Genomic DNA, 24,397 nt, shown 5'->3' with positions numbered 1-24,397 from the left:
AACCCGTCTACCAGGGGCTTCACTCATGCGCCAGCCCAACTCCTCAGCACAGCAGGCAAGTTGGCAAAGCCTCAGTGTCTCTGGCGATAGTCTCCCGTCGCCAAGCAGCTGCTCTTCCTCCGGATACGCGAGTCAGGGTGTCGCTTTTTCAGCTGTGCGACGGATGTGCCTGGTCAGACGTCTTTGACCTGCATGCGATCCCCGCACAGTTTCCGCCAGTCGTCGCGATCCGAGGTCAGTACCAGGACGGGCGGGGGAGAGCGGAGTGCCATCGCGGCGACAAGGGCGTCGATGGCGTACTTGTGGCCGTGCAGGTCGCCCGCGTCGTGCAGCAGTCGCACCGCGGTGATGCTGTCCGCCGGGGTCACCTCCTGAACCTGGAGGCGTGAGAGCACCCAGTGCAGTCGGGCGGTGTCCGTCTTTCCGTACACGGCCTCCACGATCGTGAGGGCGGATACGAGTACGGGCACGCCGGTGCGTCGTGCGGCCTCGATCCGGGTGATCATCTGGCGGTCGTTGCGCAGGAGGAGCGACAGCGCCTGAGCGTCCAGGACCAGGGACCTGGCGGCAGGTGCCGTCATGCGGCGCTGTCGCCGGAGGCGTACGGCTCCTGTACGTCGCCGAACAGCTCGCGTTGTGCGGCCCGCACCTCGGCTTCGCTCAGCGGGTCGTGCTCGGCTTCGTAGGCGGCCACGATCTCGGCGAGTCCGTCCATCGCCAGCTGGTGGCGGACCGCCGCGGTCACATAGGCGGACATGCCCCGCTTGCCGGTGCGCATGCGAAGCGCACCGATGAGTTCCGAGGGCATCGAGACGGAGATGTTCTCCGTGCTGCCGGGGCGGGGGGCCTTCATGGGAATTAGTGTATTACAGAAACTGTTACATGTCGGGGTGGTGGAGAGGGTGGGGAGGCCGCAGTGTGCCTCGGTGGAAACCCCGGTGCGTTCGCCCGCGCGGTGCTGGGATCATGCCCGGATGGTCCACCGTCTTGAGCCTCTGGTCATCCGGCATGCCCACCGTGTCCCTGCTCCCCCTGGAGCCATCGGGCAAGGTGCTGTCGCCGCGCGGCAGTTCGACGTTGCGCTGATGTCCGTTGGATTCAAACTCTCGATGCCGCTGCTGGATCCGTGCCGGCCGGGAGCCGGTTGACCGGTCAGGCCCTGGCGGTGTTCCTGTCGAGGGTGGTCCTCAGGCGTGTGAGGTCCGCCGGCCCCGTGGCGCCGCGCTTGGGGAGGATGACGATGCCGACGCCGTGCTTGTCGGGTGTCAGCAGGACGAACAGGGTCTCCGTTTCCGTGTATCTGCCGATCATGGGCCAGTGGTACGTCGTCTCGCTGTCCCGGGAGACCATGCGCATCCCGGTGTCGTCCACGACGGTGCGGAACTCCCCCTGTTCGGCGACCATCCGGTAGATCTGCTTGCCCTGGAGGTAGGGGGGGAGGAAGTGCATCGTGGGGCAGAGCAGCAGCAGTACGAGGGAGAGCGCGGTCAGCACGGGGTCGGGGTCGTCCGGCACGGTCAGGTGCACCGCCAGCGTTGGCAGCATCACGAGGGTGCAGGCCAGATAGGTTCTTCTGGTCAGCCGTCCCAGTCGGGTGACGCGTGCGCGTGCGCGGATCGCCCCCACCGCGTCGGCTGCTGTCGGTATGTAGGCCAACTCGACGGCGGTCGACTCCCGCATTACTGCCTCCAGTTCGTCGCGCGATCGCGTCGCGATCATAGGGGTGGCCGGGCGGTGCACGGTCTTGGTGGTGAAGGTCGACCGGGCGCTGCTCCGGTCGTTTCCGCAGAGTGTGGCCGTCCCGTGGTGGCGTTGGGTCGAGAGCTGAATACCGCTACTCGACCCCTGGCGCTCAGGTACGCGTCCGCGGAACGCTCCGGCCGTCGTCTGCGGGCCCTTCCGGGAAGCAAGGCTCCCCTTCCATGCGGAAGTGCCCGCACAGTTCACACCAGTCGCGCGGTGGCACGGCTTTTGGATCCGACGCGGGCAGCAGCGTTGCCATGTGGTCGAGTTCCTGCCGGTGCCGGGTGAAGCAGCGCAGGATCCAACGGACTTCGGGCTGCCACCAGGTGTGGAGCTGCAAGTGGATCGCGTGGTCTTCGTCGGCCCACCATGTGTTGGACGGCCCACTGGCCTGTGGAACCGGTGGTGGGAATCCGCTGGTGTCGAGAGCGGGTTCGTCACCCATGGAGAGCAGATGGGAGTGGCGATGCGCCCATTCTCGTACGCTGTGCACGAGTGCGTGGGACTCGATCCGCTGCTCGACGCTGCGATCGATGATCCGGTGCGAGGCTCTGTCGTCCGGCAGGCGCATGGCCGTCCGTCCGTCGATCAGGACGTCGACGCCCCAGGTCCAGTCCCCGTCGATAACGGCACCCGGCAGTATCCAGCCCCGTTCGCTCCAGTGGGCTGTCGCCTCGCCGTCCAGCCCGTGCTCCATCCCGTTGCCGCCGAGGACTGGGTACCAAAGCCCTCCATAGCGCTCCTCGAACGCGACCATGGCATCCATGAGTTGCTCCGGGGCGCGCTCTTGTCGCCCATCGGCATGCACGACCGTGGCGTTCGTACGGATCCAGTCGGCCGGCGTTGCCCGAATGCGGCGCCCGTGAGCGTCCAGGAAGCGTCGGACGCGGGGCGAGAGCGCGGGATCGTCGAGGATGTGCACTGGGTCACCGTAGATCGTGACTGTGCGGGCGACGACCGGATTCTCGGTGATGCAGGGCGCCTCGGGATTGGTCTCTGTCGGCCGGGTCCCGATGCGATGCCTCTTGGTGTCCAGCGCCCGTCCGAGAGAGGGAGAGGCGCGTAGTCCGGTACGGGCGCTTGCCGGGCCCGGTTGTCCCCTCCTTCCGGCCGACGGGCATGTCCCCCGTGTGCATAGGGGTGTTGGGGACGTAGCAGGTAGAGGTGCGGGGGCAGGGGCGTCGGGGTGCTCGTGCGGGAGTTCGGGAGTTGTGGGACGGGGGCGGGCCCGTTGATCCGGGGAACGCACTGCAGTCGCTCGTCTCGCGGTTGCGGCGGGCGCTCGGGGACGGCAGGGCCGTGGAGTTGGGATCCGGGGGTATCGGCTGGCAGTTGATCCCGAGGCCGTGGATGCCGTGCGCTTCGAGCAGCTGGCGCGGCGGGGGTACTGGGCGTGCTTGCCGGCAGTGTGTTCTCCGTTGCGCTGGCCGGCCCGCTCAGCGAGGTGCTCGGACTGCCGATCGCGTCGGCGGACGCGCTGCCCGGTCCGCTGTGGCTCGCCGCCGCGCTGCTGCTGCCCGCCGCGGGCCTGGCGGGTGGCACCCTTCTGGGCAGCCGGGAGGTACTGCGCCGCGACCCGTACCTGACCGCGCGGGCGCACGGGTGAGTCCGGCCCGACGCCGGCTGGACGTCAGGTCCACTGGTCCAGGTGTTCGAGGTCGGACACCCCGGGTGGGCGGTCGGTGGCCTTTGCCTCGTCCAGCAGGGCGATGGGCAGGTTTCCGGTGTGCGGTTCGGCGGCGGGGGGCGGGGGCGGCGACGTCGAGTGCGTGCTTGGCTCGACCACGGGCGTCGTGGAGATCGCGCGACCACGGGCGTCGTGGTGATCGGTGGTGCCCACAGCGCCGGGGCCAAGGCTGAGCTCACTCTCGGCGTAGTGGTGCGCCCAGGTGCGGGCTGGTTCTTCGAAGTGCGGGCCGAGGATCTGCGAGTGGAAGGTGGGGGCGGCGGTTTGCCGGACCTGGTGTCCTTGGCGGCGCTTGAGGAGTTCGGTGAAGGGGACTGGGATCAGTTGGTTGAAGCGGATGATGATGATGGGGTCGGCGACGCTGAGTGTGGGTTTGCGCTGGCGCCCTCGCTGACCGGTGGGGCCCTCCTCGACTTCCCCGACTTCCCCAACTTCCCGAACAGCCAGGACACTTCCGTCGAGGCGGTACGGGCCGCCTACCGTCCGCAGGACTGGGTCCGCCTCACCCGCGTCAAGCGGCGCTACGACCCGCGCAACACCCTCCGCGTCAACCACAGCATCCCGCCGCGCGGCTGAGCGCCACGGCCGGACGGGACGCCGGGAGCGGACGCCCGCGGGGGAGGTGTCCGCTCGTCGGCGCGGTCGGCTCGGCCGCGGTACGGGCACCGCGACGCCGGTGCGGCGGGGAGGCCCCGCCGCACCGGCGTCAGTGGGTCAGCGCGTCCGCGCGCGACCGTCGGCGTCCGCCCGCCGAATCAGACCAGCGGCCGGCCGCCGCGCTCCGCGCACAGCGACCAGATCACGAAGACCGCGATTCCGATCGCGATGATCGCCCAGAGCGGCTGGTACGGCAGCCACATGAAGTTGGCGATCGCGACCAGCACCGCCAGGCCCACACCCATCGCCCGTCCCCACGTCGCACCCTTCAGGACGCCCCAGCCGGCGGCGAAGGCGATCGCGCCGAGGATGAGGTGGATCCAGCCCCAGGCGGTGGTGTCGAACTTGAAGACATAGTCGCCGACCTGCCGGTAGACGTCGTCGTCCGCGATGCCGGCGATGCCCTGGATGATGCCGATGGCTCCGTAGAGGAGCAGCAGGACCGCCGCGAAGACACTTCCGCCGGTCGCCCAGGCATTGCGCGTGGACTCGGATGACGTACTGCGCGGAGCCGCCGATCCGGCCGGCGGGGTGCTCGATGCGCTCATGGCTTCACTTCCCTTGCGCGAGGGGCCGACTGGTGGGCCGGCCGTACTCCCAGCGTCGGTGCGGGGGGCGGGGGCGGCGAGCGGCTGTAGGCCGTTCGGGTGAGGGCGGCGCGCCCGCCGGGCATCGCGCCGAGTTGCGGGAGCGGTGGGCGCGTCCCAGGATCGGGAACAGGGCCGGGCGCGAGGAGTGGTGAGCATGGGCGAGGCCGACCGGCACGGCCCCGGTGAGCACGGAACCGGGCACTCCGGCGCCAAGTCCGCCGATACGGACGCGACTCGCACCTCCCCCCACGGCTCCCCCGGTGACCCCTCCCTCGGCTCCCCCCTCGCGACCGCCGTCCTGGGCGCCCTCTTCACCGCCGTCCCCCTCGGCGTGTACGTCCTGGACCCCGACCTGCGCCTGCTGCAGACCGGCGACCGGGGCCCCACCCCCTTCCACGAGACACCCCGCCCGCCCCTGGACTGGGACACCCCCCACCTGGGCGACTCCGAGACCGTCGCGGTGTGGCTGCGCCGGGTGCTGCGTACCGGGGAGCCCGTGATCGAGCGGACCCTCGACCCCAGCCCCGAGCAGTACCGCTCCCTCTCGCTCTCCGCGTTCCGGCTGGCCGGCGACGGCGGGCGCCCGCTCGGCGTGGCTGTCTCCCTGCGCGACACCACCGAACGGGCGCGCGCCCAGGCGCGGTTGGAGCTGCTGCACCGGGGGGCGAACGAGATCGGCACCACCCTGGACATCTTCCGCACCGCGCAGGAGCTGGCCCAGACCGCCGTCCCCGCGCTCGGCGGGCGCGCCGTGGTCGACGTACTGGAGTCGGTGGTGCACGGTGAGGCGCCCGCGCCGGGACCGGTGACCGATGTGACGGTGCGCCGGGCCGGCTTCGCCGCCACCGACATGCTCTCCAAGAGCAACCAGCCGGTGGGCGCGGTGCGCACGATGTCCTTCGACACCCCCTTCGCGCACAGCCTGGCCGACCTGCGGCCCCGGCTGGTACGCACCCTGCACCCCGAGGACGCCTGGCTGCGGCGCGATCCGGCCCGGCTGCGGCTGCTCGCGGACTCGGGCGCCCACTCGCTGCTCGCCGTCCCGATGACGGCGCGCGGCGTCGTCCTGGGGATCGCCTCCTTCTTCCGCTGCCACGACGAACGCCCCTTCAACGAGCAGGACCTGGCGGTCGCCACCGAACTGGTCGCCCGCGCCGCCGTCTGCGTCGACAACGCCCGCCTCTTCACCCGCGAGCACACCCTCGCCAGCCTGCTGCAGCGCTCCCTGGTTCCGCCCCGGCTGCCGCACCACAGCGCGGTGCGTACCGCCCACACCTACCTGCCGGTGGCGGCCGGGGGGACCTGGTACGACGTGCTGCCCCTCTCGGGTTCCCGGGTGGGCCTGGTGGTCGGCGAGGTGGCCGGACAGGGGCTGGCGGCCGTCGCGGTGATGGGCCGGCTGCGCACCGCCGTCTCGGCGCTGGGCGCGCTGGACATGGCACCGGACGAGCTGCTGGAGCGGATGCACGAGCTGACGATGCGGCTGGGCGCCGAGCGGGCCGAGCTGGCGGAGGACCCGGTACGCGGCGAGCCGCAGGAGTGGCCCCGCTGGGCCAGCGACGACGGGCCGTCCGCGTCCGGTGAGCGCTACCCGCTGCTGGCCTGCCTGCTCTACGCCGTCTACGACCCGGTCACCGGCGTCTGCACCCTCGCCAGCGCCGGCCACCCGCCGCCGGTGCTGGTCACCCCGGACGGCGAGGCCCGTACCGTCTCGATGCCCGGCGGCCCCCTGCTCGGCGGGCACGGGGAGGTGCGCTACCCGCAGACCCGGATCGAGGTGCCCGCCGGCAGCGTGCTCGCGCTCTACAGCCAGATGCTGGCCGAGGCGGCCTTCGCACCCGGCGAGCCCGCCGCCGCCGTCCGCGCCGCCCTCGACTCCGCGCCCACCCTGCAGGAGGCCTGCGACGCCGCCGTCCGCACGCTCGTCCCGAGCGAACCGGCGCGCGACGACGTCCTGCTGCTGCTGGCCCGCACCCGCGTGCTCGGTTCCGACCAGGTCGCCTCCTGGACGCTGCCGCGGGAGCCGGAGAGCGTGGCCGAGGCCCGCCACCTGGTCACCGGGCAGCTCACCAGCTGGGAGCTGGAGGAACTGGTGGCGACCACCGAGCTGATGACCAGCGAGCTGGTGACCAACGCGGTGCGCTACTCCTCCGGGCCCATCGAACTGCGGCTCATCCGCGACCACTCGCTGATCTGCGAGATCACCGACAACAGCAACGCCTCCCCGCACCTGCGCCAGGCGGCCGAGGACGACGAGGGCGGACGCGGGCTGTTCCTGGTCGCCGAGTTCGCCCGGGACTGGGGCATCCGGCAGACGGGCCGGGGCAAGACGGTGTGGGCGGAGCAGTCGCTGCCCGGAACGGAGGACACGGCATGAGCGGTGGACAGGGCGCGGAGCCGGCCGGGAAAGCGGAGCCGTCGGGGGAAGCGGAGCCGTCGGGGGAAGCGGAGCCGGGCGGGAAGGGGAAGTCCGGCGGTGAGTCCACCGGCACGGTCATCGTCGCCGGGCTCGCCAACCTCGGCATCGCGCTGGCCAAGGTCGTCGCCGGCCTGGTCAGCGGCTCCAGCGCGATGCTCTCGGAGGCGGCGCACTCCTTCGCCGACACCGTCACCGAGGTGATGCTCTTCGTCTCGCTGAAGAGCTCCGAGCAACCGGCCGACGAGGAGCACCCGTTGGGCTACGGCGCGGCCCGCTACATCTGGGCGATGCTCGCGGCGGTGGCGACCTTCGTCGGCGGCGCGGTCTTCGCCGTCTACGACGGCATCCACACCCTGACCCACTCCGACGGGGAGATGGGCAGCCCCGTCATCTCGTACATCGTGCTGGCGGTCTCCTTCGTCATGGAGGGCTTCTCCCTGCACACGGGGATCAAGCAACTGCGCGGTGAGGCCAGGCACTTCAAGACCTCGCCCGGGCACTATCTGAAGGTCACCCCCGACACCGCCGTCAAGGCCGTCGTCATGGAGGACTCCGCCGCGCTGGTCGGCCTGGTGCTCGCGGGCGGCGGCGTGCTGGGGGCGCAGCTCAGCGGCAGCCACGTCTGGGACGGTGTGGCCTCGCTGCTCATCGGCGTGCTGCTGGTGTACGTGGCCTGGACGCTGGGGCGCAGCAACGCCGAGCTGCTGATCGGGCGTTCGCTGCCCCAGCGCACGCGCCAGGGGATCCGCGAGGTGCTGCTGAGCGAGCCGGAGGTGGACTCCGTACGGGACCTGGTGACGCTGATCCAGGGGCCGCAGGAGGCGCTGGTCGCGGCGAAGGTGGACTTCCACAACATGGTGAGCGCGGGGGACGTGGAGCAGGCGTGCGTACGCATCGAGCGGGGGCTGCGGACGCGGTGGCCGCAGATCAAGCACGTCTACCTCGACCCGGAGCCGAGCCGGCTGCCGCCCCGGAAGGGGTGAGGCGGCGAATTCCCGTTGACGGCGGCCGCCCGGTCCGGCGAGACTGCCCCAAGATATCTTGACGTCAAGATATCTTGGGGTGGCCGGCGGCGGAGGGGCGGACGGGATGCGCGGCACGGGACGGGGACGCGACCGGCGGGGCGTGATCGCACAACTGCGCTATCCACCGGGCGGACGCGATGCGCGGACCATGCTCGTCGCCCAGTTCCTCGACCGCGCCGGCAACGGCGTCTGGTCCGCCTCCCGCGTCCTGTACTTCACCTTCGTCACGGGCCTGGACGCCGGCGAGATCGGCCTGCTGCTGGGCCTCGGCGGCGTCGCGGGCATCGCCGGCTCCCCGCTGGCCGGACGGCTGGCGGCGGCCGTCCCGGTGCGCACCCTGCTCGTCGGCTGCCACCTGCTGCGGATCGCCACGGTGGGGCTGCTGCTCGCCCTCGACTCCTTCGCCGCGCTGCTGCCGGTCGTGGCGCTGACCTGCGCGGCGGACCGGGCGGCGAAGACGCTGGAGATGGTCTTCGCGACCGAGGTGGCGGGGGAGGAGCGCGGCACCTATCAGGCCCTGTTCCGTACGGCGGCCAACGCCGGCTACGCGGTGGGCGCGGGGGCGGCGGCGCTGGGGCTGGCGCTGGAGGCGTACCGCTGGATGATCCTGGCCAACGCGCTGTCCTTCGCGGTGTCGGCGGCGCTGGTGCGGTGCACCCGGCTGCGGAAGGCGGCCCGGCCCCGCGCTGCCGACTCGGGCGCCGGCTCGGGCTCCGGTTCCGGCTCGGGCTCGGGCTCCGGCTCCGGTGACGCGCGCGGCGCGGGGGTGCGCAGCCCGTGGCGCGACCGGGGCTACCTGCGCTTCGTCCTGCTCGACGTGCCCATGCACCTCGACGACAGCGTGCTGATGGTCGGGCTGCCGCTGTGGCTGGTGACCGCGACGGACGCGCCGCACGCGCTGATCCCGGCCTTCCTGGTGGTCAACACGGTCATGGTCGTCCTGCTCCAACTCCCCGTCTCCCGCCGCTTCTACGGCACGCCCGGCGCGGTGCGGGCGCTGGGCCGCTACGGGGCGCTGATCGCCGCCGGCTGCGTACTGCTCGCGCTCTCGGGGCCCTGGACGCCGCTGGGCGCGGGCTGGGACTCGGCGCTGCTGCTGGCCGCGGCGGTCCTGGTCACGCTGGCGGAGCTGATGCGCTCGGTCAGCTCCTGGGAGCTGGCGGTCGCGCTGGCACCGGAGCGGGAGCGGGCGCCGTACCTGGGCGTGGCGGGCATGGCCCAGTCCGTCCAGAAGTCGGCCGGCCCCCCGCTGCTCACCGGCGCGGTCCTGGCGGCGGGCCCGGCGGGCTGGCTGGCGCTGGGCGCGGTCCTGGCGGCCCTGTCGGCACTCCAGTCCCGCACGTGCGCGCGGCGGCTGGGGGCGGTCGGCGGGGGGAGCGCGGTGGTCGCGGGGGCGGCGGCGGACGTCAAGGCGCCGTCGCACTCTCCGTGACCGGGCGCTCTCCCTTCGGAGCACGGGGCGCACGCATGTCCGCGGTGGCCGTAATCAAATCTCAACCCTACTTGCCGGTTTGAGGTGGGTTGGGTCTGAAAAATCCCTGGCCGGCGGCCAATTCTCCTGCTGGAACGACTTGGAATCCCGGGGGTGTCTCTACTAGCGTTCGATAACGCAGCGCGGTCGTCACTGTCGTCGCAAGAGACGGCACCGTGCGCCGATGTCGAATTCCGAGAGCGCAGCACCCGTAGCAGCAGCCGCCTCCGCGGCCGCTGGGACACCAGAGCCACCGCTGTGCCCAAGGGAACCGGGGAACCACCACCTTGGGGTGAATCGGGCCCAACCCCTCACGGGGCCAGGCCCGTAGGAGACCTTCCTGCTCCGAACCCGTCAGCTAACCCGGTAGACGTGAAGGAAGGAAAGGAGCACGCCCACGTGGCGTCACACAGGCCCGGCCCCAGCACGTCGTACGACGGTTATGTCCTCAATGAGGAAGGGTACGACGACGGCCCCTGGCCCCGCGAGGAGTGGACACCCGGTCAGGACGACCCGCGTTCGCGCGGTCGCCGCCGCGCTCCCAAGCAGACCCGGGGCAGCATGGCCCGCAGCGGTGCCGTCCTCGGCGTCGGCGTCTTCGCCGCCGTCGGTGCGAGCAGCATGGCGCAGGCCCAGTCCAAGCCGCCGGTGGCGATCTCCATGCCCGAGCCCGTCGCGGACGTGGCGCACGGCATAGCGGGCAGCCTCCCGGACGCCGACTCCCTGCCCGGCGTGGGCTCGCTCCTCTCGGACGAGGACGGCGCCACCACCACCACGACGACCGCCAGCACCCCGCTCACCCAGGTCGGCCTGGCCGGCGAGGACGGCACGACCGCGGTCGACTCCGGCGAGGCGCTGCGCGCCCGCATCCTGGAGCAGGCCGAGGAGCAGCAGGCCGCCGCGGACGCCGCCGAGCTGGCCGCGCTGAAGCAGGCCGCGGCGGAGAAGGCGGCCGCGGAGGCCGAGAAGGCCAAGGCGGAGGCCGAGGCCGAGAAGCAGCGCCTGGAAGAGGAGGCCCGCCGCAAGGCCGAGGAGGCCGCGAAGGCCAAGGCCGAGGCGGAGCGCCTGGCCAAGCTGGCGGCGAGCTACATCGCCCCGCTCTCCTCCTACTCGATCACCGCCGTCTACGGCCAGGCCGGCGACATGTGGTCCAGCGGCTACCACACGGGCCTGGACTTCGCGGCCTCGACGGGCACGCCGATCAAGAACGTGCACACGGGCACGATCACCAGCGCGGGCTGGGCCGGCAGCGCCTACGGCTACCAGATCATCGTCACCCTCGATGACGGCACCGAGGTCTGGTACAACCACCTCTCGTCGATCCTGAAGTCCTCCGGCAAGGTCACGACGGGCGAGGTGATCGGCCGCGTGGGCGCCACGGGCAACGTCAGCGGCGCGCACCTGCACCTGGAGGTCCACACCAGCGGCGGCGCCGGCGTCGACCCGATGGCCTGGCTGCGCAACCACGGCGCCACGGTCTGACCCCCGCCCCATAGCACCCCGCGCGCCCCCGCCGCCCACCCCGGCGCCTGCGGCGCGCCCCCGAAACGCCGGCGGCCCTGATGGCACACCCCCCGACATCAGGGCCGCTCGGCATGTCCGCGGCCCGGCGCGGTGACCCGGACACGGGGACCGCGTATTTCGGCCACGGTCGCGGAACCGGCGACCTCGGCGGCAAGATCGGTGTAACAAGTAACCTGCCAGCGACGTCAGTTGAAGAGAGTTGACGACTCCTTCCGAGCAGCGCGACAAAGGACGGTTGCCCCGTGCACGAGGACACCGAGACGTTGGCGGAGCGCTCTGCCGCCGACCTGGCGAGCTTGGAGGGGACGGACGGTGTGCTGCCTCGGGGGGCGCTGCCCGCCCAGGTGAGGGCCCCCGAGTCCGCGAAAGCCGAGTCCGCGAAAGCCGGGCCCGCGAAAGCCGGCCCCCCCGCCCTCGCCCGCCGGCGGCGCTGGATCGGCGCCGTCGCCGTCGGTGCCGCGCTTCTCGCCGCCGCCGGGGTCGTCGCCTCCACCCTCGTGAAGTCGCCCTCGCAGGCGGCGGCCGACGCCGGGCCGCCCGAGCGGTCCGTGCTGACCGCGCCCGTGGAGCACCGGGTGCTGACCTCCTCCGTCATCGTGCGCGGGCAGGTCGGCGCCGGGCAGAGCGTGGACGTGGCGCCGCAGGTATCCGGCGGGGAGAGCGCCGCCGCGCCGGTCGTCACCAAGCTGGCCGTCAAGCAGGGCGACACCCTCAGGGCGGGCCAGCTGCTGATGGAGGTCTCCGGCCGCCCGGTGTTCGTCCTGCCGGGGCGGGTGCCGGTCTACCGGGACCTCAAGCCCGGCGCCGAGGGCGACGACGTACGGCAGTTGCAGCAGGCCCTGCGCGGTCTCGGGCACGGCACCGGCGCCGACGCGGCCGGTGTCTTCGGATCAGGAACCAAGAGCGCGCTCAACTCCCTTTACACGGCGATCGGTTACGACCCCCTCCCCGCGCTCGACGACAACGGCGACGGCATCAGGGCCGCCGAGGACGCGGTGACGCAGGGCCGCCGCGCCGTGGAGGAGGCGCAGGAGGCCGCGGACGCGCAGGGCGCCGGTGCCGACGCCGACCGCGCCCTGCGCTACGCCCGCCAGGACCTCGCCAAGGCGCGCCAGGCGCTCACCGAGGCCCAGTCCGCCGCCGGACCCCGACTCCCCGCCGGGGAAGTGGTCTTCCTCCAGGGATTCCCCGCCCGCGTCGACGCCGTGCCCGGCCGGGTCGGCTCCCGCGTCGAGGGGACCGTGATGACGGTCTCCGCCGGGAGGCTCATCGTCCAGGCGTACCTGCAGGAGTACCAGAAGGGCCTGGTCCGCAAGGGCCAGCGGGTACGCATCCTCTCCGAGCTGACCGGCGTGGAGGCCGCCGCGCACGTCGCCTCCGTCGCCACGTCGATGAGCCTGCCCGGTGCGCCGGGCGGCGGTGGCGGGGACGGCCAGGGCGGCGGGCAGGGCGGCGACGCGGCCCAGGCGCCCGGCCAGAGCGGCTACCTGCTGCGCATCGACCCGGACAAGCGCCTCCCCGCCGAACTCGTCGGCCAGGACGTGCGGTTGACGATCGAGGCGGCCCGCACCGACGGCAAGGCCCTCGTCGTCCCGGTCACCGCGCTCACCGCCGGAGCGGACGGCCGTACGACCGTCACCGTGCTGGCAGAAGGCGGCGCGCGGCGGCGCGTGGAGGTACGGACCGGGACGGCCGGCGACGGCTTCGTCGCCGTCGAGCCGGTCGCCGGCGCGAAGCTGGCCGAGGGCGAGAAGGTCATCACCGGCGTGAAGAACGGGGAGGCCAAGTGAGCGTCCCCGTCGTGGAGTTGCGGCAGGTGGGCCTCACCTACCCCGGCCCGCCCCCCGTGGCCGCGCTGCGGCCGTGCGAACTCGCCGTGGAGCGCGGCGACTTCGTCACCGTCGTCGGCCCCTCCGGCTCCGGCAAGTCGACCTTCCTGAACATCGTCGGGCTGCTCGACGCGCCGACCGAGGGCACGTACCTCCTCGACGGCCACGACACCGGCGCCCTGCGCGACGCCGACCGCACCGCGCTGCGCGGCCGGCGGATCGGCTTCGTCTTCCAGTCCTTCCACCTGCTGCCGCACCGCAGCGCGCTGGAGAACGTCACCCTCTCCATGGTCTACAACGGCGTCCCGCGCGCCCAGCGCCTCCCGCGCGCCCGCGAGGCACTCACCCGCGTCGGCCTGGCGCACCGCATGGACTCGCCGCCCACCCGCCTGTCCGGCGGCGAACGCCAGCGCGTCGCCATCGCCCGCGCCCTGGCCCCGCAGCCGGCACTGCTGCTGTGCGACGAGCCGACGGGCAACCTCGACACGGCCAACGCGGCAGCGGTCCTGGGGCTGTTGGACGAGCTGCACGCGGACGGGATGACGATTCTGATGATCACGCACGATCCGGAGGTGGCCGCGCGCGGGGCCCGTACGATCGCGATCCGCGACGGTGTGCTGAGCGAGCAGCGCGTACGGGAAGGCAGCGCGGCGTGAGGCGGCCCGCACTCCGGCGGCCCGCGTTTTTGCGCCGCCGCCGCACCGGCCTGCCCGCCTCCGCCCTCAGCCCCCGCGACCTGCTGGGCGAAGCCTCCGCCGGAATGCTGCAGCGCCCGGCGCGCTCGGCGCTCACCGCGCTGGGGACGGTGCTGGGCGTGGGCACCTTCGTGGCGATCCTCGGCCTGACGGCGACCACCTCCTCGCAGATCGACTCGCGCTTCAACGCGCTGACCGCCACCGAGGTGACCGTCCAGTCGGCCGTCGAGGACGCCGACCAGCTGACCGGGCCGGTCTTCCCGGCCGACGCGGACGCCCGGATGGGCCGGGTCAACGGCGTACGGGCGGCGGGCGTCTACTGGACGGTGCGCAACGAGCTGGCGGCGAGCGTGCGTTCGGCGCCGGTCGCGGGCGGGGTGGAGGGCGAGCGCATCGACGTGGTCGCCGCCTCGCCCGGGGTGCTGCGGGCGGCGGCGGTGACCCTGGTCGAGGGGCGGACGTACGACGAGGGGACCGACCGGCACGCGCGCGTGGCGGTGATCGGCGCGGGGACGGCGGCGCGGCTGGGGATCACGACGCTGGAGACGAACCCGGCGCTGTTCATCGGCGACGTGCCCTTCACGGTCGTGGGGATCGTCGGGGACGTGGAGCGCAAGGCGGACCTGCTGCTGTCGGTGGTGGTGCCGCGTCGCACGGCGGAGGAGGTGTGGGGGCCGGCGGGGGCGGGCGACGCGCAGATGCTGGTCGCCACGGAGCTGGGCGCGGCGCGGCAGGTGGCGGCGGAGACGGCGGTGGCGCTGCGGCCCGACCACCCCGAGTACCTCAAGTCCGTACCCCCGCCGGACCCCAGGAAGCTGCGCGGCAACGTCAGCTCCGACCTCGGCCAGCTCTTCCTGCTGCTCGCCGGGATCTGCCTGGTGATCGGCGCGGTGGGCATCGCCAACACCACGCTGGTCGCCGTCCTGGAGCGGACGGGCGAGATCGGCCTGCGCCGCGCCCTGGGCGCCCGCGCCCGCCACATCACGGCCCAGTTCCTGGCGGAGTCGGGCGCACTGGGCGCGCTGGGCGGCCTGGTCGGCACGAGCCTGGGCACCCTCACGGTGGTCGGCGTGGCGATGGCCCGCGACTGGACCCCGGTCCTGCACCCCGCCACGGTCGCGGCGGCCCCCCTGATCGGCCTCGCCACGGGCCTGGCAGCGGGCCTCTACCCAGCGTGGCGCGCCTCCCGCATCCAGCCGGTGGAGGCACTGCGGAGGTAGAGGTCCGCGTTATCCGGATCGCCGTCCCCGTCGCGTGCGGTACGCGACGGCCACGCAGGCCAGGGCTGCCACCGCGAGTACGAGTCGGCTGTACGCGGCATCCGACCACGTCCCGACCCACGCCGTGGGGAGCAGTGCTAGGGCGAGGGGGACGACGAACGCGGCGCCGGTGACGGCGAGGAGCGCCATCACCACCCAGCGCACCGTCCGTGCCTCGCGTGCTGAACGCCCCCGCCGCATACGACCCACCTCACTCGACGATGTGGTGACACTGGACGGCCCGGACCTTCGATGCCGCCCAGAAGACGGCGCAGGCCTTGCCGTAGTGCCTCAACGTCCGAGTCCCCCGATCGACACGGCCGATGGCGCGCCAGGCGCCACACGAGTGGTGCATCGTCCCCTTGCTGACCCGGTAGGTCTTTCCGCTCGTGGTCGCGTACCGCCAGTCGATGCGCCAGTTGCACCACTTGCCCCCGGCCGTGTCGGCGCCCAGGGTGTCCTGCACGGAGGCTTCCTGGCGGGTGATGGTGCGGCCGTCGCCTTTGATGAAGTGGCCGAGGGTGGTGGAGGGCAGGCAGATGCTGCGTCCGGCAGTCTCGTAGCAGAACTTGTCGACCTTGGCGTAGCCCACTGCGCTGGCCTCGGCCGGACTCGCGAACGCCGTCGCGGTCGCCATCGCCGCGAGCACCGCCACTGCCCCGCGCCCGATTGACCTGCTCCAGCGACGAGTTGATCCGCTCACTCGCATCATGTACCTCCGGTCCGCATGCCCGCGCCGGTCGCGGGTCGATCACGGCGCGGAGATCCCCGGGGCGGGTGGCGATCAAGCCGGCGGTTTCCGGGCTGTCACACGAAGTCACCCGCGGGGGTGGTGCAGAACGGTTCCTGTCACCGATGTGTCACGGGCTGGCCGGCGGAGGTCAGGAGTAGCGGCCGCCGCCCGTGCCCCAGCGTGGGGGTGGGGGGTAGGAGGCGCCTGGGGGGTGCGGGGCCGGGTAGGGGGCCTGTGCCGGGGGGCCGTAGCCGGCCGGTGTCCCCGGTGCCGGGGCATGCATGCCCGGTGCTCCGTACGCTGCCGGAGTCCCGTACACCCCCGGTATCCCGTAACCCCCCGGCACCCCGTACGGAGCCTGCGCTCCGTACCCGCCCGACGGAGCCTGCGCTCCGTACCCGCCCGGAGGGCCGTACCACCCCATCGGCGCGACCGGCGCCACCGGCCCGCGCACCGCCCACGCCGCCTGCGTCAGCGGCAGGCGCGCGACCTCCGCGTGCTGCGCCAGGGTCGAGAGCAGCGCCGCCTCCCGGGTCGTGAAGTCCCCGGCCGCGTCGCCCCGTTCGGCCCGGGAGCGCAGGAGCGCCAGCTCCGTCGCCGCCGTCTCGTACGCCGCGACCGCCGCCCGCCCCGGCTTGCCGTGCGTGCGCAGCACCAGGTCGCGGGCCAGTTTGCGCCCGGCCACCGAGGACAGCGCCGTCGGCTCCGGCGGCGTCAGCCAACCGGCCTGCGCATAGCGCGTCAGCTGCTCCCTGACCGTCCGCAGCACCGCGCCGCGCGCCCACACCGCCAGCCAGATCAGCAGCCCGAACACCGGCACCATGAACAGCCCGTACACCGCCAGGAAGCCCACCCCGCCGAAGACCACAGAGCCGTTCCACATGCCGTGCATGAGCATCGCCGCCAGCAGCCCGGCGAGCGGCAGCAGGATCCGCCGCGCCCGGGTACGGCGCTCACGCGCGGCCAGCGCCGCCAGCCCGAAGCCGAGCCCGGTCATCGCGGTGAAGAGCGGATGCGCGAACGGCGAGAAGATCCCGCGCGCGATGAACGTCACCGCCGTCGTCGAGACGGGGGTGTCGTAGCCGAGGGCGCGGTCCTCGGCGAAGGCCGAGCCGAGATAGAGGATGTTCTCGGTGAAGGCGAAGCCCGTCGCGATGACGCCGGCCATGACGATGCCGTTGAGCAGCCCCGCGAAGTGGCGGCGCTGGAAGAGGAAGATCAGCAGCAGCGCCCCCGCCTTCGCGGTCTCCTCGACCACCGGCGCGACGAGGGAGGCGGCCCATACGTCCACCTCGCGGACGCGCCCCACGGGCAGCCCGGTGGCGATCCACTCCGCGGCGAAGCTGTTGGCCAGCAGCGAGACCAGCGTCGCGGCGCAGGCACCCCAGGCGAAGGCGAAGCCCAGCGTCCGCCAGGGGGTGGGGTCGACGCGGTCGAGCCAGCGGAAGGCCAGGAGCAGCAGCGGGGTCGGCAGCGTCGCCAGCGCGAGGCCGACCAGGAAGCCCTGCGTGCCGGTCTGCTCGTGCACCTGCAGCAGGATGACCAGCCCGCAGACCGCCAGCACGGCGAAGACGAGCGTCAGCCCCAGCGCGCGCCGCTGCCAGATCCGGCGCCGGGGGACCTGCGGCTGCCACTGCGGAGGGGCGACCGGAACCATCCCTTCCGGCACCGTGGCGACCGCCCCCGCGGCGACCGCCTCAGGACCGGTCCCCTCCGCGGTCAGCGGCGGTATCCCCCCGGCGCGGGGCTGCTCCGTGCTCTCGGCTCCGTGCTCCACGTACTCCACCCCACGACCCTAGCCACTGCCTACGACAGAAGGCGATGGTGCGCAGCCCCCGAGACCCGGCTCACACCCGCCGGAAGAGCAGATCGCGCACCGTGTGTCCCTTGCCCAGGCCCTGCCCCTCGAAGCGGGTGCGCGGGCGGAAGTCGGGCCGGGGCGCGAAGCCGGCGTACAGGTTGGCGAAGTGCTCGTCCGCCGTCAGCGTCTCGAGCATCCACTCCGCGTACGGCTCCCAGTCCGTCGCACAGTGCAGCACCGCACCGGGCGCCATCCGCGAGGCCGCCAGCGCCAGGAACTCGGGCTGGATGATCCGCCGCTTGTGGTGGCGCTTCTTCGGCCAGGGGTCGGGGAAGTAGACGCGCACCCCGGCCAGCGACTCCGGCGGCAGCATCTCGCGCAGCAGGATGATCGCGTCACCGTTGGCGACCCGTACGTTGCTCAGCCCCGCGTCCTCCACCAGGCGCAGCAGATTGCCCTGACCAGGAGTGTGCACATCCGCCGCGAGCAGCCCCGTACCGGGATCGGCGGCGGCCATCGCGGCGCTCGCCTCACCCATACCGAACCCGATCTCCAGCACCACGGGACGCCCCGCGAAGAGCTGATCGAGATCAAGCACACTCCGCCCGTCGATATCCAGCCCCCAGACGGACCACAGCCGCTTGAGCGCGTCCTCCTGCGAGGCGGTGACGCGACTGCGGCGCGGCTGGAAGGAGCGAATACGCCGCTCGTGGTGCGATCCGGCCGGATCGGCCGCAGGCCCACCGGGATACTTGGTGACCTTCGGCGTAGGACGCACGGAGCCCCTACCGGTCAGCGGACCGGGGCGCTCTTCGGGGGTGGGGGAGTTCTCAGACACAATGCCCCAATCCTACGATCCACAACCCCACCCCTCACCCGAGCCCGTACGGAACCCGCCCATCCAAGGCAGCCCGTACGGAACCCGCCCACCCAAGGCAGGGGCCCGCCCCAAGAACGCACCCCGAGCGCACCAGGAACCCACCCGCCCGTGTGAGGGGCCCGGAGCGACGACTCCGAAAAGACGCACCGCAACGCAGGCCCCCGACAGAGCAGCAAATCGACCGATGGCAAGTCAATCCCTATGGCTTTTCGGAGTTGTCGCGGAGAGGCCCCGCCCCCCAACGCGAAGAATCCCCCCACCCCCCTCAGTCCTTGGACCCGTCCACGATCACCGGAGTCCGGCTCCCGTCCCCGCACGGCACCGCGTACACCGCCCCCTTGCCCGCAGCCTTCTCGAAGGCGTCGATGCACTGGCTGGCCAGCACCCGGTCGGAGAGCGAGCCGTTGAGGATCCGGTTCGCGCGGGCGATGCCCTCCGCCTCGATCCGGCGGCGCTCGGCCTCGGCCTCGGCGGTGCGCGCGGCCTCCTTCGCCCGCGCGGTGGCCTGCTCCTGCTGGATGGTGCGGTCGATCTGCGCCTGCAGCTCCTTGGACGGCTTGACGTTGCGCAGGTTCACGGTGGTGACGGTGAGGCCGCGCGGCTCCAACCGCGCCTCGACCTGCGCGGCGATCTCGCCGGCGATGGCCACCCGCGCGGAGGCGTAGCCCTCCTCGCTGGTGTGGGCGGCGAAGACGTTGCGGATGATCTCGCGGGTGTCGGGGACGATGAGCTGCTCCTCGATGGAGTCCTCGTCGCCGGCCAGCCGGTAGAGGTCAACGGCCTTGTCGGGCGCGACAGTCCACTTCACGGTGACGTCGGCGGTCATCACGCCGCCCTGCGAGGAGCGCACCTCGACGGAGTCCTCGCCGCCCAGGTCGAGGTTGACGGCGCGCGTGGAGAAGGTGGCGACGCTGGTGAGCGGCGAGGCGAAGTGGGTGCCCGACCGCATCGGCTCCCCCACCTTCCCCAGCGTCACAGGCACCCCGACCTCGGCGGCGCCGACCACGAAGAGGCAGCTGAACAGGAGCGACAGCCCGCCCGCGCCGAAGGCCCCCAGCGCGATCCACCCCAGATGGCGCCCGATCCGCATCCGCCGCAGGACGAGCAGCGCAGCGGCGGTTATGAACAGCAGGACAGCGAAGAAGAACACGTTCCCCCCAATGCGGCGCCCGCCCTCGTGGCAAAAACGCCTGTCACGGCGGAACGTGGCCCCGGCGGAAGAACCCCGCAGAAGCCGGAGGCGAACACCCGCCCCCTTCGAAGTGAACTCAAAATGAACTCAGGCGGGAGCCACCAGCAACGGCCGTGCCCGCTCCCGCAGTTCGGCCACCTGCGGCTCGTCCCCGTACGGCTCCATCCGGTGCAGCAGGTCCCGTACGTACTCCGTGGTCCGCGCCGAGGAGATCCGCCCCGCGACCTCCAGCGCCCGCGCCCCCGCCGCGCAGGCCGCGTCGAGGTTGCCCGACTCCAGCTCCGCCACCGCCGAGACCACCAGCCGCAGCCCGTGCGAGCGTACGAACGCCTCGGTCGGCTGGGAGAGCGCCTGCTCGGTGAAGCGCCGCACCTGGTGGGGCGCCCGCAGATCGCGGTAGCACTCCGCCGCGTCCGCCGCGAGGCGGTCGTAGGTGTAGAAATCCAGCCACTCCGGATCCGCGTCGCCCGCCCGCGAGCGCTCCAGCCAGCCCTCGGCCGCCGCCAGGGCCGCCCCCGCCGCCGCGCCGTCGGCCGCGCGGGCGTGCGCGCGCGCCTCGACCAGGTGGAAGAAGCTCATCGTGCGCGCCGTCGCCAGCCCCCGGTTGCGCTCCAGCGCGGCCTGCGCCAGATCCACCCCCTCGTCGGCGAAGCCCCGGTAGATCGCCTGCAGCGACATCGACGCCAGTACGTACCCGCCCAGCGGTACGTCCGCCGCCGCCCGCGCCAGCCGCAGCGCCTGGATGTAGTAGCGCTGCGCCGCCTCCTGCTGGCCGGTGTCGAAGGCCATCCACCCGGCCAGCCGCGTCAGTTCGGCCGCCGCGCCGAAGAGGCCGCGGCCCACCTCGTCGCTGTACGAGCCCAGGAGCAGCGGCGCCGCGTCCACCCGCAGGCACTCCGGCACCATGGACGCCCGCCAGTCCCCGCCCCCGTACTTGGAGTCCCAGCGCCGCGCCTCCTCGGCGGCCTCCTTCAGCTTCGCCACGTCGCTGTGGCCGACGCGCACGGCGGATCCGTCGGGGCCCTTGCGGACGTCGGGCCCGTCGGGGCCCTCGCGGGCGACGGAGCCGTCGGCGGGCGTTATCAGCCACCGCGAGGCGGGCGTCGCGTACGCGCTGACGGCGAACGACCCCGCCAGCGACTGCCAGATGCCGCCCCCGCCCGCCCGCCGCCCGGCGTGGTCGAGCCGGTACAGCTCGGTCGCGGAGCGCACCGCGGCGCCCACGTCGCGCGGGAAGGCCAGCCCCACCTCGGGCTCCGGATCGGAGTCGGCGAGGCCGATCTCGTGCAGCGGGACGGGGCGCCCCAGCTTGGCGCCGATCGCCGCCGCGATCAGATGGGGCGCGGCGCCCTGCGGGACCATGCCCTTGGCGACCCAGCGGGCCACGGAGGTCTTGTCGTAGCGCAGGGTCAACCCCCGTTGCGCGCCCAGGTCGTTGACCCGGCGGGCCAGGCCGGCGTTGCTGATCCCGGCGAGGGCGAGGAGGGAGCCGAGCTTCTCGTTCGGCCCGCGTGGTTCCTTGACGTTCATGGGCACCCCTCGACCTGTGCAGACGCACGCGCCGCCTGTTGCTTCCAGCCGCCCCCGCAGCCATGGGAGTTCATGGCAGAGGCATATGTGCACCCAGCGTAGTTCCCCATGTCGGCACCGTTAAGGGGATGTGCCCCGCCATCGGAACCGGATGGCGGGATACCGGCAGACCGGGCGCCCTCTCCACGGCGTGCGACGCCCCCGTGTGGCCGTGCGCCGCCGATGCGCTCTGGGCGCGGCGAACGTACGGCGCTTGCATGGACGGTGCGTGGATCGGCCCCTCCCCGGGCTCTTCGAGCAGGGGACGGCCCGCCTCGGGCCCGTCAGGCCCGGGCGGCACGGGCCGGAGACACCGCCGTCCCCATCCCCGCGGACGGCGTACGGGGGCCGGGGGGCGGAGGGCGCCTCCCGGTCCGCGGGAGCCTGCCCGGATGCGGGCCGCGCCCGCGAAGATTGGCCGAATACCGCCGTTCGTGCGCCGGTTGACGTCCGCTTGTCCGGTCTCGGCGGCCCCACAGGGTGTGACGCGCCACGTACGTCCCGCAGTGGCGCTCGAATCGGGCGGCGCCGTGGCAGCATGGGGGCGGAGAAGAGGCAGCACCCCACGCCCGTACGCGTGTTGAGCGCGAAGCGCGCGTCCCAGGACCGTGCCGCGCACCGACCGCACCACCCGCTGACGCGGCCCCGCGCACGGCGGGACCGGCTGCCCTCCTCCTTCCCTGTCCACAGGCTGTGGAGGCGCGATGCGGTGGTTGGTCGGCTGGAGCAGTACCGCCGCCGGCTCGTCGTTCCCCGGCGAGGGCGGATGGCGCCACGAGGTGCAGCCCCTGGGCGGGCGCCTGCTGTGGGACGGCCCCGACCCGCTGTGGGCGGTCGGCGACTGGCGCCCCGACGAGATCCGCGTTGTCAGCCTTTCCCCCGCCATCCGCCTGGCGGTCTTCGGCTGTTGCGGCGCCGACGACGGCCAACTGCGCGGCGGACTCCTCGCCGCCCGCGGCGGCGCGGTGCGCCACCTCTCCGCCTGGCCCGGCTCGTACACCGCCGTCGCCCAGGTCGACCGCCGCACCACCGTCCTGGGCGATCTGGCGGGCGCCCGCCCGGTCTTCCACACCCCCTGGCAGGGCGGTACGGCCTACGGCACCGCGGCCATGCCCCTCGCCGACCTCGTCGGAGCCCAGCTCGACATCTCCCAACTCGCCGCCCAACTCGCCTGCCCCGAGTCCCCGGAGGCCGTCGGCGACGGCACCCCCTACGCCGGCGTGCACCGCCTGCCGCCCGGCCACGCGCTGATCCTGCGCGAGGGCGCCCGCGAGGTCACCGGCTACGAACCGCGCGCCTCCCTCGCCGTGGCCGCCCCCGAGCTGGACGGCGAGGCGGCCCTGCGCGGCGTACGCGAGGCGCTGGTGGACTCCGTCCGCGCCCGCCTCGCCGGCGCCCGCCACGCCCCGGCCGCCGAGGAGCGCGACCCCGGCCCGGTGCCGGGCATGGGCCCCTACGAGCGCCGCGGCCGGCGCGGCCCCGCCCCCGGCCTGGGCGCCGACCTCTCCGGCGGCCCCGCCTCATGCACCCTGGCCCTCCTCGCCGCCGGCCTGCCCGGCGCCCCCGGCACCCCGCGCGGCCTGGGCTCCGGGGAGGGCGAGCGCCTCCTCGCGCTCACCTTCAACGACCTCGCCACCCGGCCCACCCCCGTCCGTACCGCCGAGCTGGAGCGCGCCCGCGCCGTCGCCGAGAACCCCCGCCTGCACCACGTCGTCGTCGCCGCCCACGAGGAGGCCCTCCCCTACGCCGACCTCGCCGCCATCCCGCTCACCGACGAACCGGCCCCCTCCCTGGCCGTCTTCGCCCGCCACCGCCACCGCCTCGCGGCGGGCAGCGCCGACCACCTGCTGGGCGCGGGCGCCCGGGAGGTCCTGGACGCCCACCCGGCCCGGCTGGCGGACCTGCTGCTGGACCGACGCCGCCGCCATCTGGTGCGTCCGCTGGGCGCGTTGGCCCGCAGCACCCCGCAGTCCGCGCTGGTCCCGTGGACGGTCTACCGCGCCGCCCGCCGCCTGGCCCGTACGTCCTACCGCGACGGCGTCCAGGAGGCCGCCGAGCTGCTGCTGGACGACCCCGCCTGGACACCCCCGGGCCCGCCCGGCGCGGTACGGGCCTCGCTGGCGGCGATGACCTGGGCGCGCCCCGGCCCGGCGGCCCGCTGGCTGACGGGGGAGGCGCTGGCAGAAGTATCGATTCGCCTGACCGCCGCCGCCGAGCGCGCCGCCCCCTCCGCCCGCCCCGGCGAACTACGCGCCGCCGCCGCCCTCGCCCGGCGCGCGCACGACCACCGGGTGCTGGAGATGGCGGTGGAGGTACGCGGCCAGCGGCTGCACGTGCCCTTCCTCGACAACCAGGTCGTACGGGCCTGCCGCGCGCTGCCCGAGCCCCTGCGCGTCCAACCCGGCGCCCGGGCGGCCGCCCTGCGCTCGGTGCTGGAGGGCGCCGGCATCCGCGAACTGCCCCCCGGCTTCGGCGCCCCGGCCCCCGGCGTGCACGCCGCCGCGGCCCGGGTGGGGCTGCGCTTCGCGGTGGACGAGGTCAGCGCCCTCTTCGACCGCCCGCTGCTGGCGGACGCGGGCCTGGTCGACGCCCGCGTCGTACGGGAGGCGCTGCACGCGCTGGCCGCCGGCGCCTCGGGATCCGCCGGCCCGGTCGTCCCGCTGGCCGGCTTCGCGGAGCTGGTCTCCGCCGAGGTGTGGCTGCGCAAGCTGCTCGCGCGCCGCGGCTCGTGCTGGACGAGCGAGAGCGCGGTGCCGCCGCAGCGGGCGGTGTCCGGAGGCATCCAGCGGCGGCTGTCCTCCCTGCCGTAGCCGGGGAGGACAGCCGCCGCAGAAGAGCCCCGGCCCTACTGGCGCACAGCCCTACGGGTGCACAGCCCTACTGGCAGCTGATCCGCGACATCGCCCAGTCCGAGACCGTCCCGGTGTAGAGCAGCCGCTCCGGCTCCACGACCAGCCGCAGCGCCTTGACGCTCGGGCTCATCCCCGCGTGCACCGGCACCGCCGCGTCGCCGCCCTCCACCCAGCCCGAGCGCCACAGCAGGGCGCCGTCGCCGTAGACGGAGAAGCGCACCGTCCCGAGCCCGGCCATCATGTCGTCGACACCGGCCATGGCGTCGAAGGACGTGCACCGCAGGCCGTTGAGGTCGATGGCCACCGAGGAGCGGGCGTGCACGGACAGGCCGTGCGCGTAGGACGTCCCACCGATCCGCAGGTTCTGGCGCTGCCACCAGAAGCCGCTCTGGTTGACGACGATCTCGGGCCCGGTGCCGTCGCCGAAGACGTCCGACTCCAGCGTGCCCACCTGGTACGAGGCCGGGGCGG

23 protein-coding genes and 1 riboswitch are annotated in these 24,397 nt (G+C 73.5%); of the genes, 10 read left to right on the top strand and 13 right to left on the bottom strand.

The genetic code is table 11. The features are described 5' to 3' along the window. Positions 1-173: 173 nt before the first annotated feature. The 4 genes from ACFQLX_RS24380 to ACFQLX_RS24365 all read right to left on the bottom strand — a co-directional run bounded on the left by ACFQLX_RS24380 (position 174) and on the right by ACFQLX_RS24365 (position 2,665). Positions 174-581 (bottom strand): PIN domain-containing protein, encoded by a 408-nt coding sequence (locus ACFQLX_RS24380; RefSeq protein ID WP_386418523.1) that lies wholly within the window; start codon positions 579-581, stop codon positions 174-176. Then, positions 578-853, bottom strand: coding sequence for a hypothetical protein (locus tag ACFQLX_RS24375; protein WP_386418522.1), 276 nt, complete (start codon positions 851-853; stop codon positions 578-580). Before ACFQLX_RS24375 ends, ACFQLX_RS24380 begins: the two co-directional genes overlap by 4 nt. A 299-nt stretch (positions 854-1,152) precedes the next feature. Further along, on the bottom strand, positions 1,153-1,680 hold the full coding sequence (locus tag ACFQLX_RS24370) for a YcxB family protein (protein ID WP_386418520.1): 528 nt from the start codon (positions 1,678-1,680) through the stop codon (positions 1,153-1,155). Positions 1,681-1,852: 172 nt separating this feature from the next. Next, positions 1,853-2,665 carry a hypothetical protein gene (locus ACFQLX_RS24365; protein WP_386418518.1) on the bottom strand — a complete coding sequence of 271 codons (813 nt, stop codon included), beginning with the start codon at positions 2,663-2,665 and terminating at the stop codon, positions 1,853-1,855. 471 nt (positions 2,666-3,136) lie between these two features. On the opposite strand from ACFQLX_RS24365, the gene ACFQLX_RS24360 reads away from it, so the two are divergent. Further along, positions 3,137-3,349 (top strand): hypothetical protein, encoded by a 213-nt coding sequence (locus ACFQLX_RS24360; protein WP_386418517.1) that lies wholly within the window; start codon positions 3,137-3,139, stop codon positions 3,347-3,349. Positions 3,350-3,373: 24 nt separating this feature from the next. Here the strand turns inward: ACFQLX_RS24360 and ACFQLX_RS24355 are convergent, their stop codons facing one another. Then, positions 3,374-3,529 (bottom strand): hypothetical protein, encoded by a 156-nt coding sequence (locus ACFQLX_RS24355; RefSeq protein WP_386418515.1) that lies wholly within the window; start codon positions 3,527-3,529, stop codon positions 3,374-3,376. A gap of 33 nt (positions 3,530-3,562) precedes the next feature. Here ACFQLX_RS24355 and ACFQLX_RS24350 point away from each other — a divergent pair, with 33 nt between their 5' ends. Next, positions 3,563-4,006 carry a BBE domain-containing protein gene (locus ACFQLX_RS24350; protein WP_386418513.1) on the top strand — a complete coding sequence of 148 codons (444 nt, stop codon included), beginning with the start codon at positions 3,563-3,565 and terminating at the stop codon, positions 4,004-4,006. A 179-nt stretch (positions 4,007-4,185) separates the two neighbouring features. Here ACFQLX_RS24350 and ACFQLX_RS24345 read toward each other — a convergent pair whose 3' ends face one another. Next, positions 4,186-4,635, bottom strand: a complete 450-nt coding sequence (locus ACFQLX_RS24345) for a DUF7144 family membrane protein (protein ID WP_386418511.1) — start codon at positions 4,633-4,635, stop codon at positions 4,186-4,188. A 196-nt stretch (positions 4,636-4,831) separates the two neighbouring features. Between ACFQLX_RS24345 and ACFQLX_RS24340 the strand changes: the two genes are divergently transcribed. The 7 genes from ACFQLX_RS24340 (at position 4,832) to ACFQLX_RS24310 (ending at position 14,860) form a co-directional block, all read left to right on the top strand. After that, positions 4,832-7,054, top strand: a complete 2,223-nt coding sequence (locus ACFQLX_RS24340; protein WP_386418509.1) for a SpoIIE family protein phosphatase — start codon at positions 4,832-4,834, stop codon at positions 7,052-7,054. Further along, positions 7,051-8,079, top strand: coding sequence for a cation diffusion facilitator family transporter (locus ACFQLX_RS24335; protein WP_386418507.1), 1,029 nt, complete (start codon positions 7,051-7,053; stop codon positions 8,077-8,079). Before ACFQLX_RS24340 ends, ACFQLX_RS24335 begins: the two co-directional genes overlap by 4 nt. A gap of 142 nt (positions 8,080-8,221) precedes the next feature. Next, positions 8,222-9,553, top strand: coding sequence for an MFS transporter (locus ACFQLX_RS24330; RefSeq protein ID WP_386418505.1), 1,332 nt, complete (start codon positions 8,222-8,224; stop codon positions 9,551-9,553). Positions 9,554-9,836: 283 nt separating this feature from the next. Continuing rightward, positions 9,837-9,980: riboswitch (cyclic di-AMP (ydaO/yuaA leader) on the top strand. A gap of 11 nt (positions 9,981-9,991) precedes the next feature. Beyond that, the gene (locus tag ACFQLX_RS24325; protein WP_386418503.1) at positions 9,992-11,074 is read left to right on the top strand and encodes a M23 family metallopeptidase; all 1,083 of its coding nucleotides are present in this window, start codon (positions 9,992-9,994) and stop codon (positions 11,072-11,074) included. A 284-nt stretch (positions 11,075-11,358) separates the two neighbouring features. Next, positions 11,359-12,906 (top strand): peptidoglycan-binding protein, encoded by a 1,548-nt coding sequence (locus ACFQLX_RS24320; RefSeq protein WP_386418501.1) that lies wholly within the window; start codon positions 11,359-11,361, stop codon positions 12,904-12,906. Beyond that, on the top strand, positions 12,903-13,601 hold the full coding sequence (locus ACFQLX_RS24315; protein ID WP_386418500.1) for an ABC transporter ATP-binding protein: 699 nt from the start codon (positions 12,903-12,905) through the stop codon (positions 13,599-13,601). The genes ACFQLX_RS24320 and ACFQLX_RS24315 overlap by 4 nt, the downstream gene beginning before the upstream one ends. After that, positions 13,598-14,860, top strand: coding sequence for an ABC transporter permease (locus tag ACFQLX_RS24310; RefSeq protein WP_386418498.1), 1,263 nt, complete (start codon positions 13,598-13,600; stop codon positions 14,858-14,860). The genes ACFQLX_RS24315 and ACFQLX_RS24310 overlap by 4 nt, the downstream gene beginning before the upstream one ends. A 9-nt stretch (positions 14,861-14,869) precedes the next feature. On the opposite strand, the gene ACFQLX_RS24305 is transcribed toward ACFQLX_RS24310, so the two are convergent. From ACFQLX_RS24305 to ACFQLX_RS24280, 6 genes are all read right to left on the bottom strand, one after another. Next, positions 14,870-15,100: a hypothetical protein gene (locus ACFQLX_RS24305; RefSeq protein ID WP_386418496.1), complete on the bottom strand. Its 231-nt coding sequence runs from the start codon at positions 15,098-15,100 to the stop codon at positions 14,870-14,872. A gap of 10 nt (positions 15,101-15,110) precedes the next feature. Further along, complete coding sequence (locus ACFQLX_RS24300) at positions 15,111-15,554, bottom strand: hypothetical protein (protein ID WP_386418494.1); 444 nt, start codon at positions 15,552-15,554, stop codon at positions 15,111-15,113. A gap of 226 nt (positions 15,555-15,780) precedes the next feature. Next, a complete protein-coding gene (locus ACFQLX_RS24295) occupies positions 15,781-17,418 on the bottom strand; it encodes a PrsW family intramembrane metalloprotease (protein ID WP_386418492.1) in 1,638 nt (545 codons plus the stop codon). Between the two features lie 61 nt (positions 17,419-17,479). After that, positions 17,480-18,229, bottom strand: coding sequence for a tRNA (guanosine(46)-N7)-methyltransferase TrmB (trmB, locus tag ACFQLX_RS24290; RefSeq protein ID WP_386418525.1), 750 nt, complete (start codon positions 18,227-18,229; stop codon positions 17,480-17,482). A 349-nt stretch (positions 18,230-18,578) separates the two neighbouring features. Further along, positions 18,579-19,463, bottom strand: coding sequence for an SPFH domain-containing protein (locus tag ACFQLX_RS24285; protein WP_386418490.1), 885 nt, complete (start codon positions 19,461-19,463; stop codon positions 18,579-18,581). A gap of 129 nt (positions 19,464-19,592) precedes the next feature. Beyond that, complete coding sequence (locus ACFQLX_RS24280; RefSeq protein ID WP_386418488.1) at positions 19,593-21,035, bottom strand: MFS transporter; 1,443 nt, start codon at positions 21,033-21,035, stop codon at positions 19,593-19,595. Between the two features lie 743 nt (positions 21,036-21,778). Here ACFQLX_RS24280 and ACFQLX_RS24275 point away from each other — a divergent pair. Next, positions 21,779-23,884, top strand: a complete 2,106-nt coding sequence (locus ACFQLX_RS24275; protein WP_386418486.1) for an asparagine synthase-related protein — start codon at positions 21,779-21,781, stop codon at positions 23,882-23,884. A gap of 67 nt (positions 23,885-23,951) precedes the next feature. On the opposite strand, the gene ACFQLX_RS24270 is transcribed toward ACFQLX_RS24275, so the two are convergent. Beyond that, on the bottom strand, positions 23,952-24,397 hold a 446-nt coding region (locus tag ACFQLX_RS24270; protein WP_386418484.1), incomplete at its 5' end, for an NPCBM/NEW2 domain-containing protein.

Origin of the sequence: Streptomyces polyrhachis (genome assembly GCF_042663125.1) — a bacterium.
In the GTDB taxonomy this organism is placed as follows: Bacteria; Actinomycetota; Actinomycetes; order Streptomycetales; family Streptomycetaceae; genus Streptomyces; species Streptomyces polyrhachii.
The sequence above is the reverse complement of the archived record's forward strand: the minus strand, read 5'-3'. Positions and strand labels throughout refer to the sequence as shown.

What these genes read in the sequence shown, in the direction of transcription:
- ACFQLX_RS24380 (WP_386418523.1), bottom strand. Translation starts at nt 581, where the DNA reads ATGACGGCACCTGCCGCCAGGTCCCTGGTCCTGGACGCTCAGGCGCTG.
- ACFQLX_RS24375 (WP_386418522.1), bottom strand. Translation starts at nt 853, where the DNA reads ATGAAGGCCCCCCGCCCCGGCAGCACGGAGAACATCTCCGTCTCGATG.
- ACFQLX_RS24370 (WP_386418520.1), bottom strand. Translation starts at nt 1,680, where the DNA reads ATGCGGGAGTCGACCGCCGTCGAGTTGGCCTACATACCGACAGCAGCC.
- ACFQLX_RS24345 (WP_386418511.1), bottom strand. Translation starts at nt 4,635, where the DNA reads ATGAGCGCATCGAGCACCCCGCCGGCCGGATCGGCGGCTCCGCGCAGT.
- ACFQLX_RS24340 (WP_386418509.1), top strand. Translation starts at nt 4,832, where the DNA reads ATGGGCGAGGCCGACCGGCACGGCCCCGGTGAGCACGGAACCGGGCAC.
- ACFQLX_RS24335 (WP_386418507.1), top strand. Translation starts at nt 7,051, where the DNA reads ATGAGCGGTGGACAGGGCGCGGAGCCGGCCGGGAAAGCGGAGCCGTCG.
- ACFQLX_RS24305 (WP_386418496.1), bottom strand. Translation starts at nt 15,100, where the DNA reads ATGCGGCGGGGGCGTTCAGCACGCGAGGCACGGACGGTGCGCTGGGTG.
- ACFQLX_RS24280 (WP_386418488.1), bottom strand. Translation starts at nt 21,035, where the DNA reads ATGAACGTCAAGGAACCACGCGGGCCGAACGAGAAGCTCGGCTCCCTC.
- ACFQLX_RS24275 (WP_386418486.1), top strand. Translation starts at nt 21,779, where the DNA reads ATGCGGTGGTTGGTCGGCTGGAGCAGTACCGCCGCCGGCTCGTCGTTC.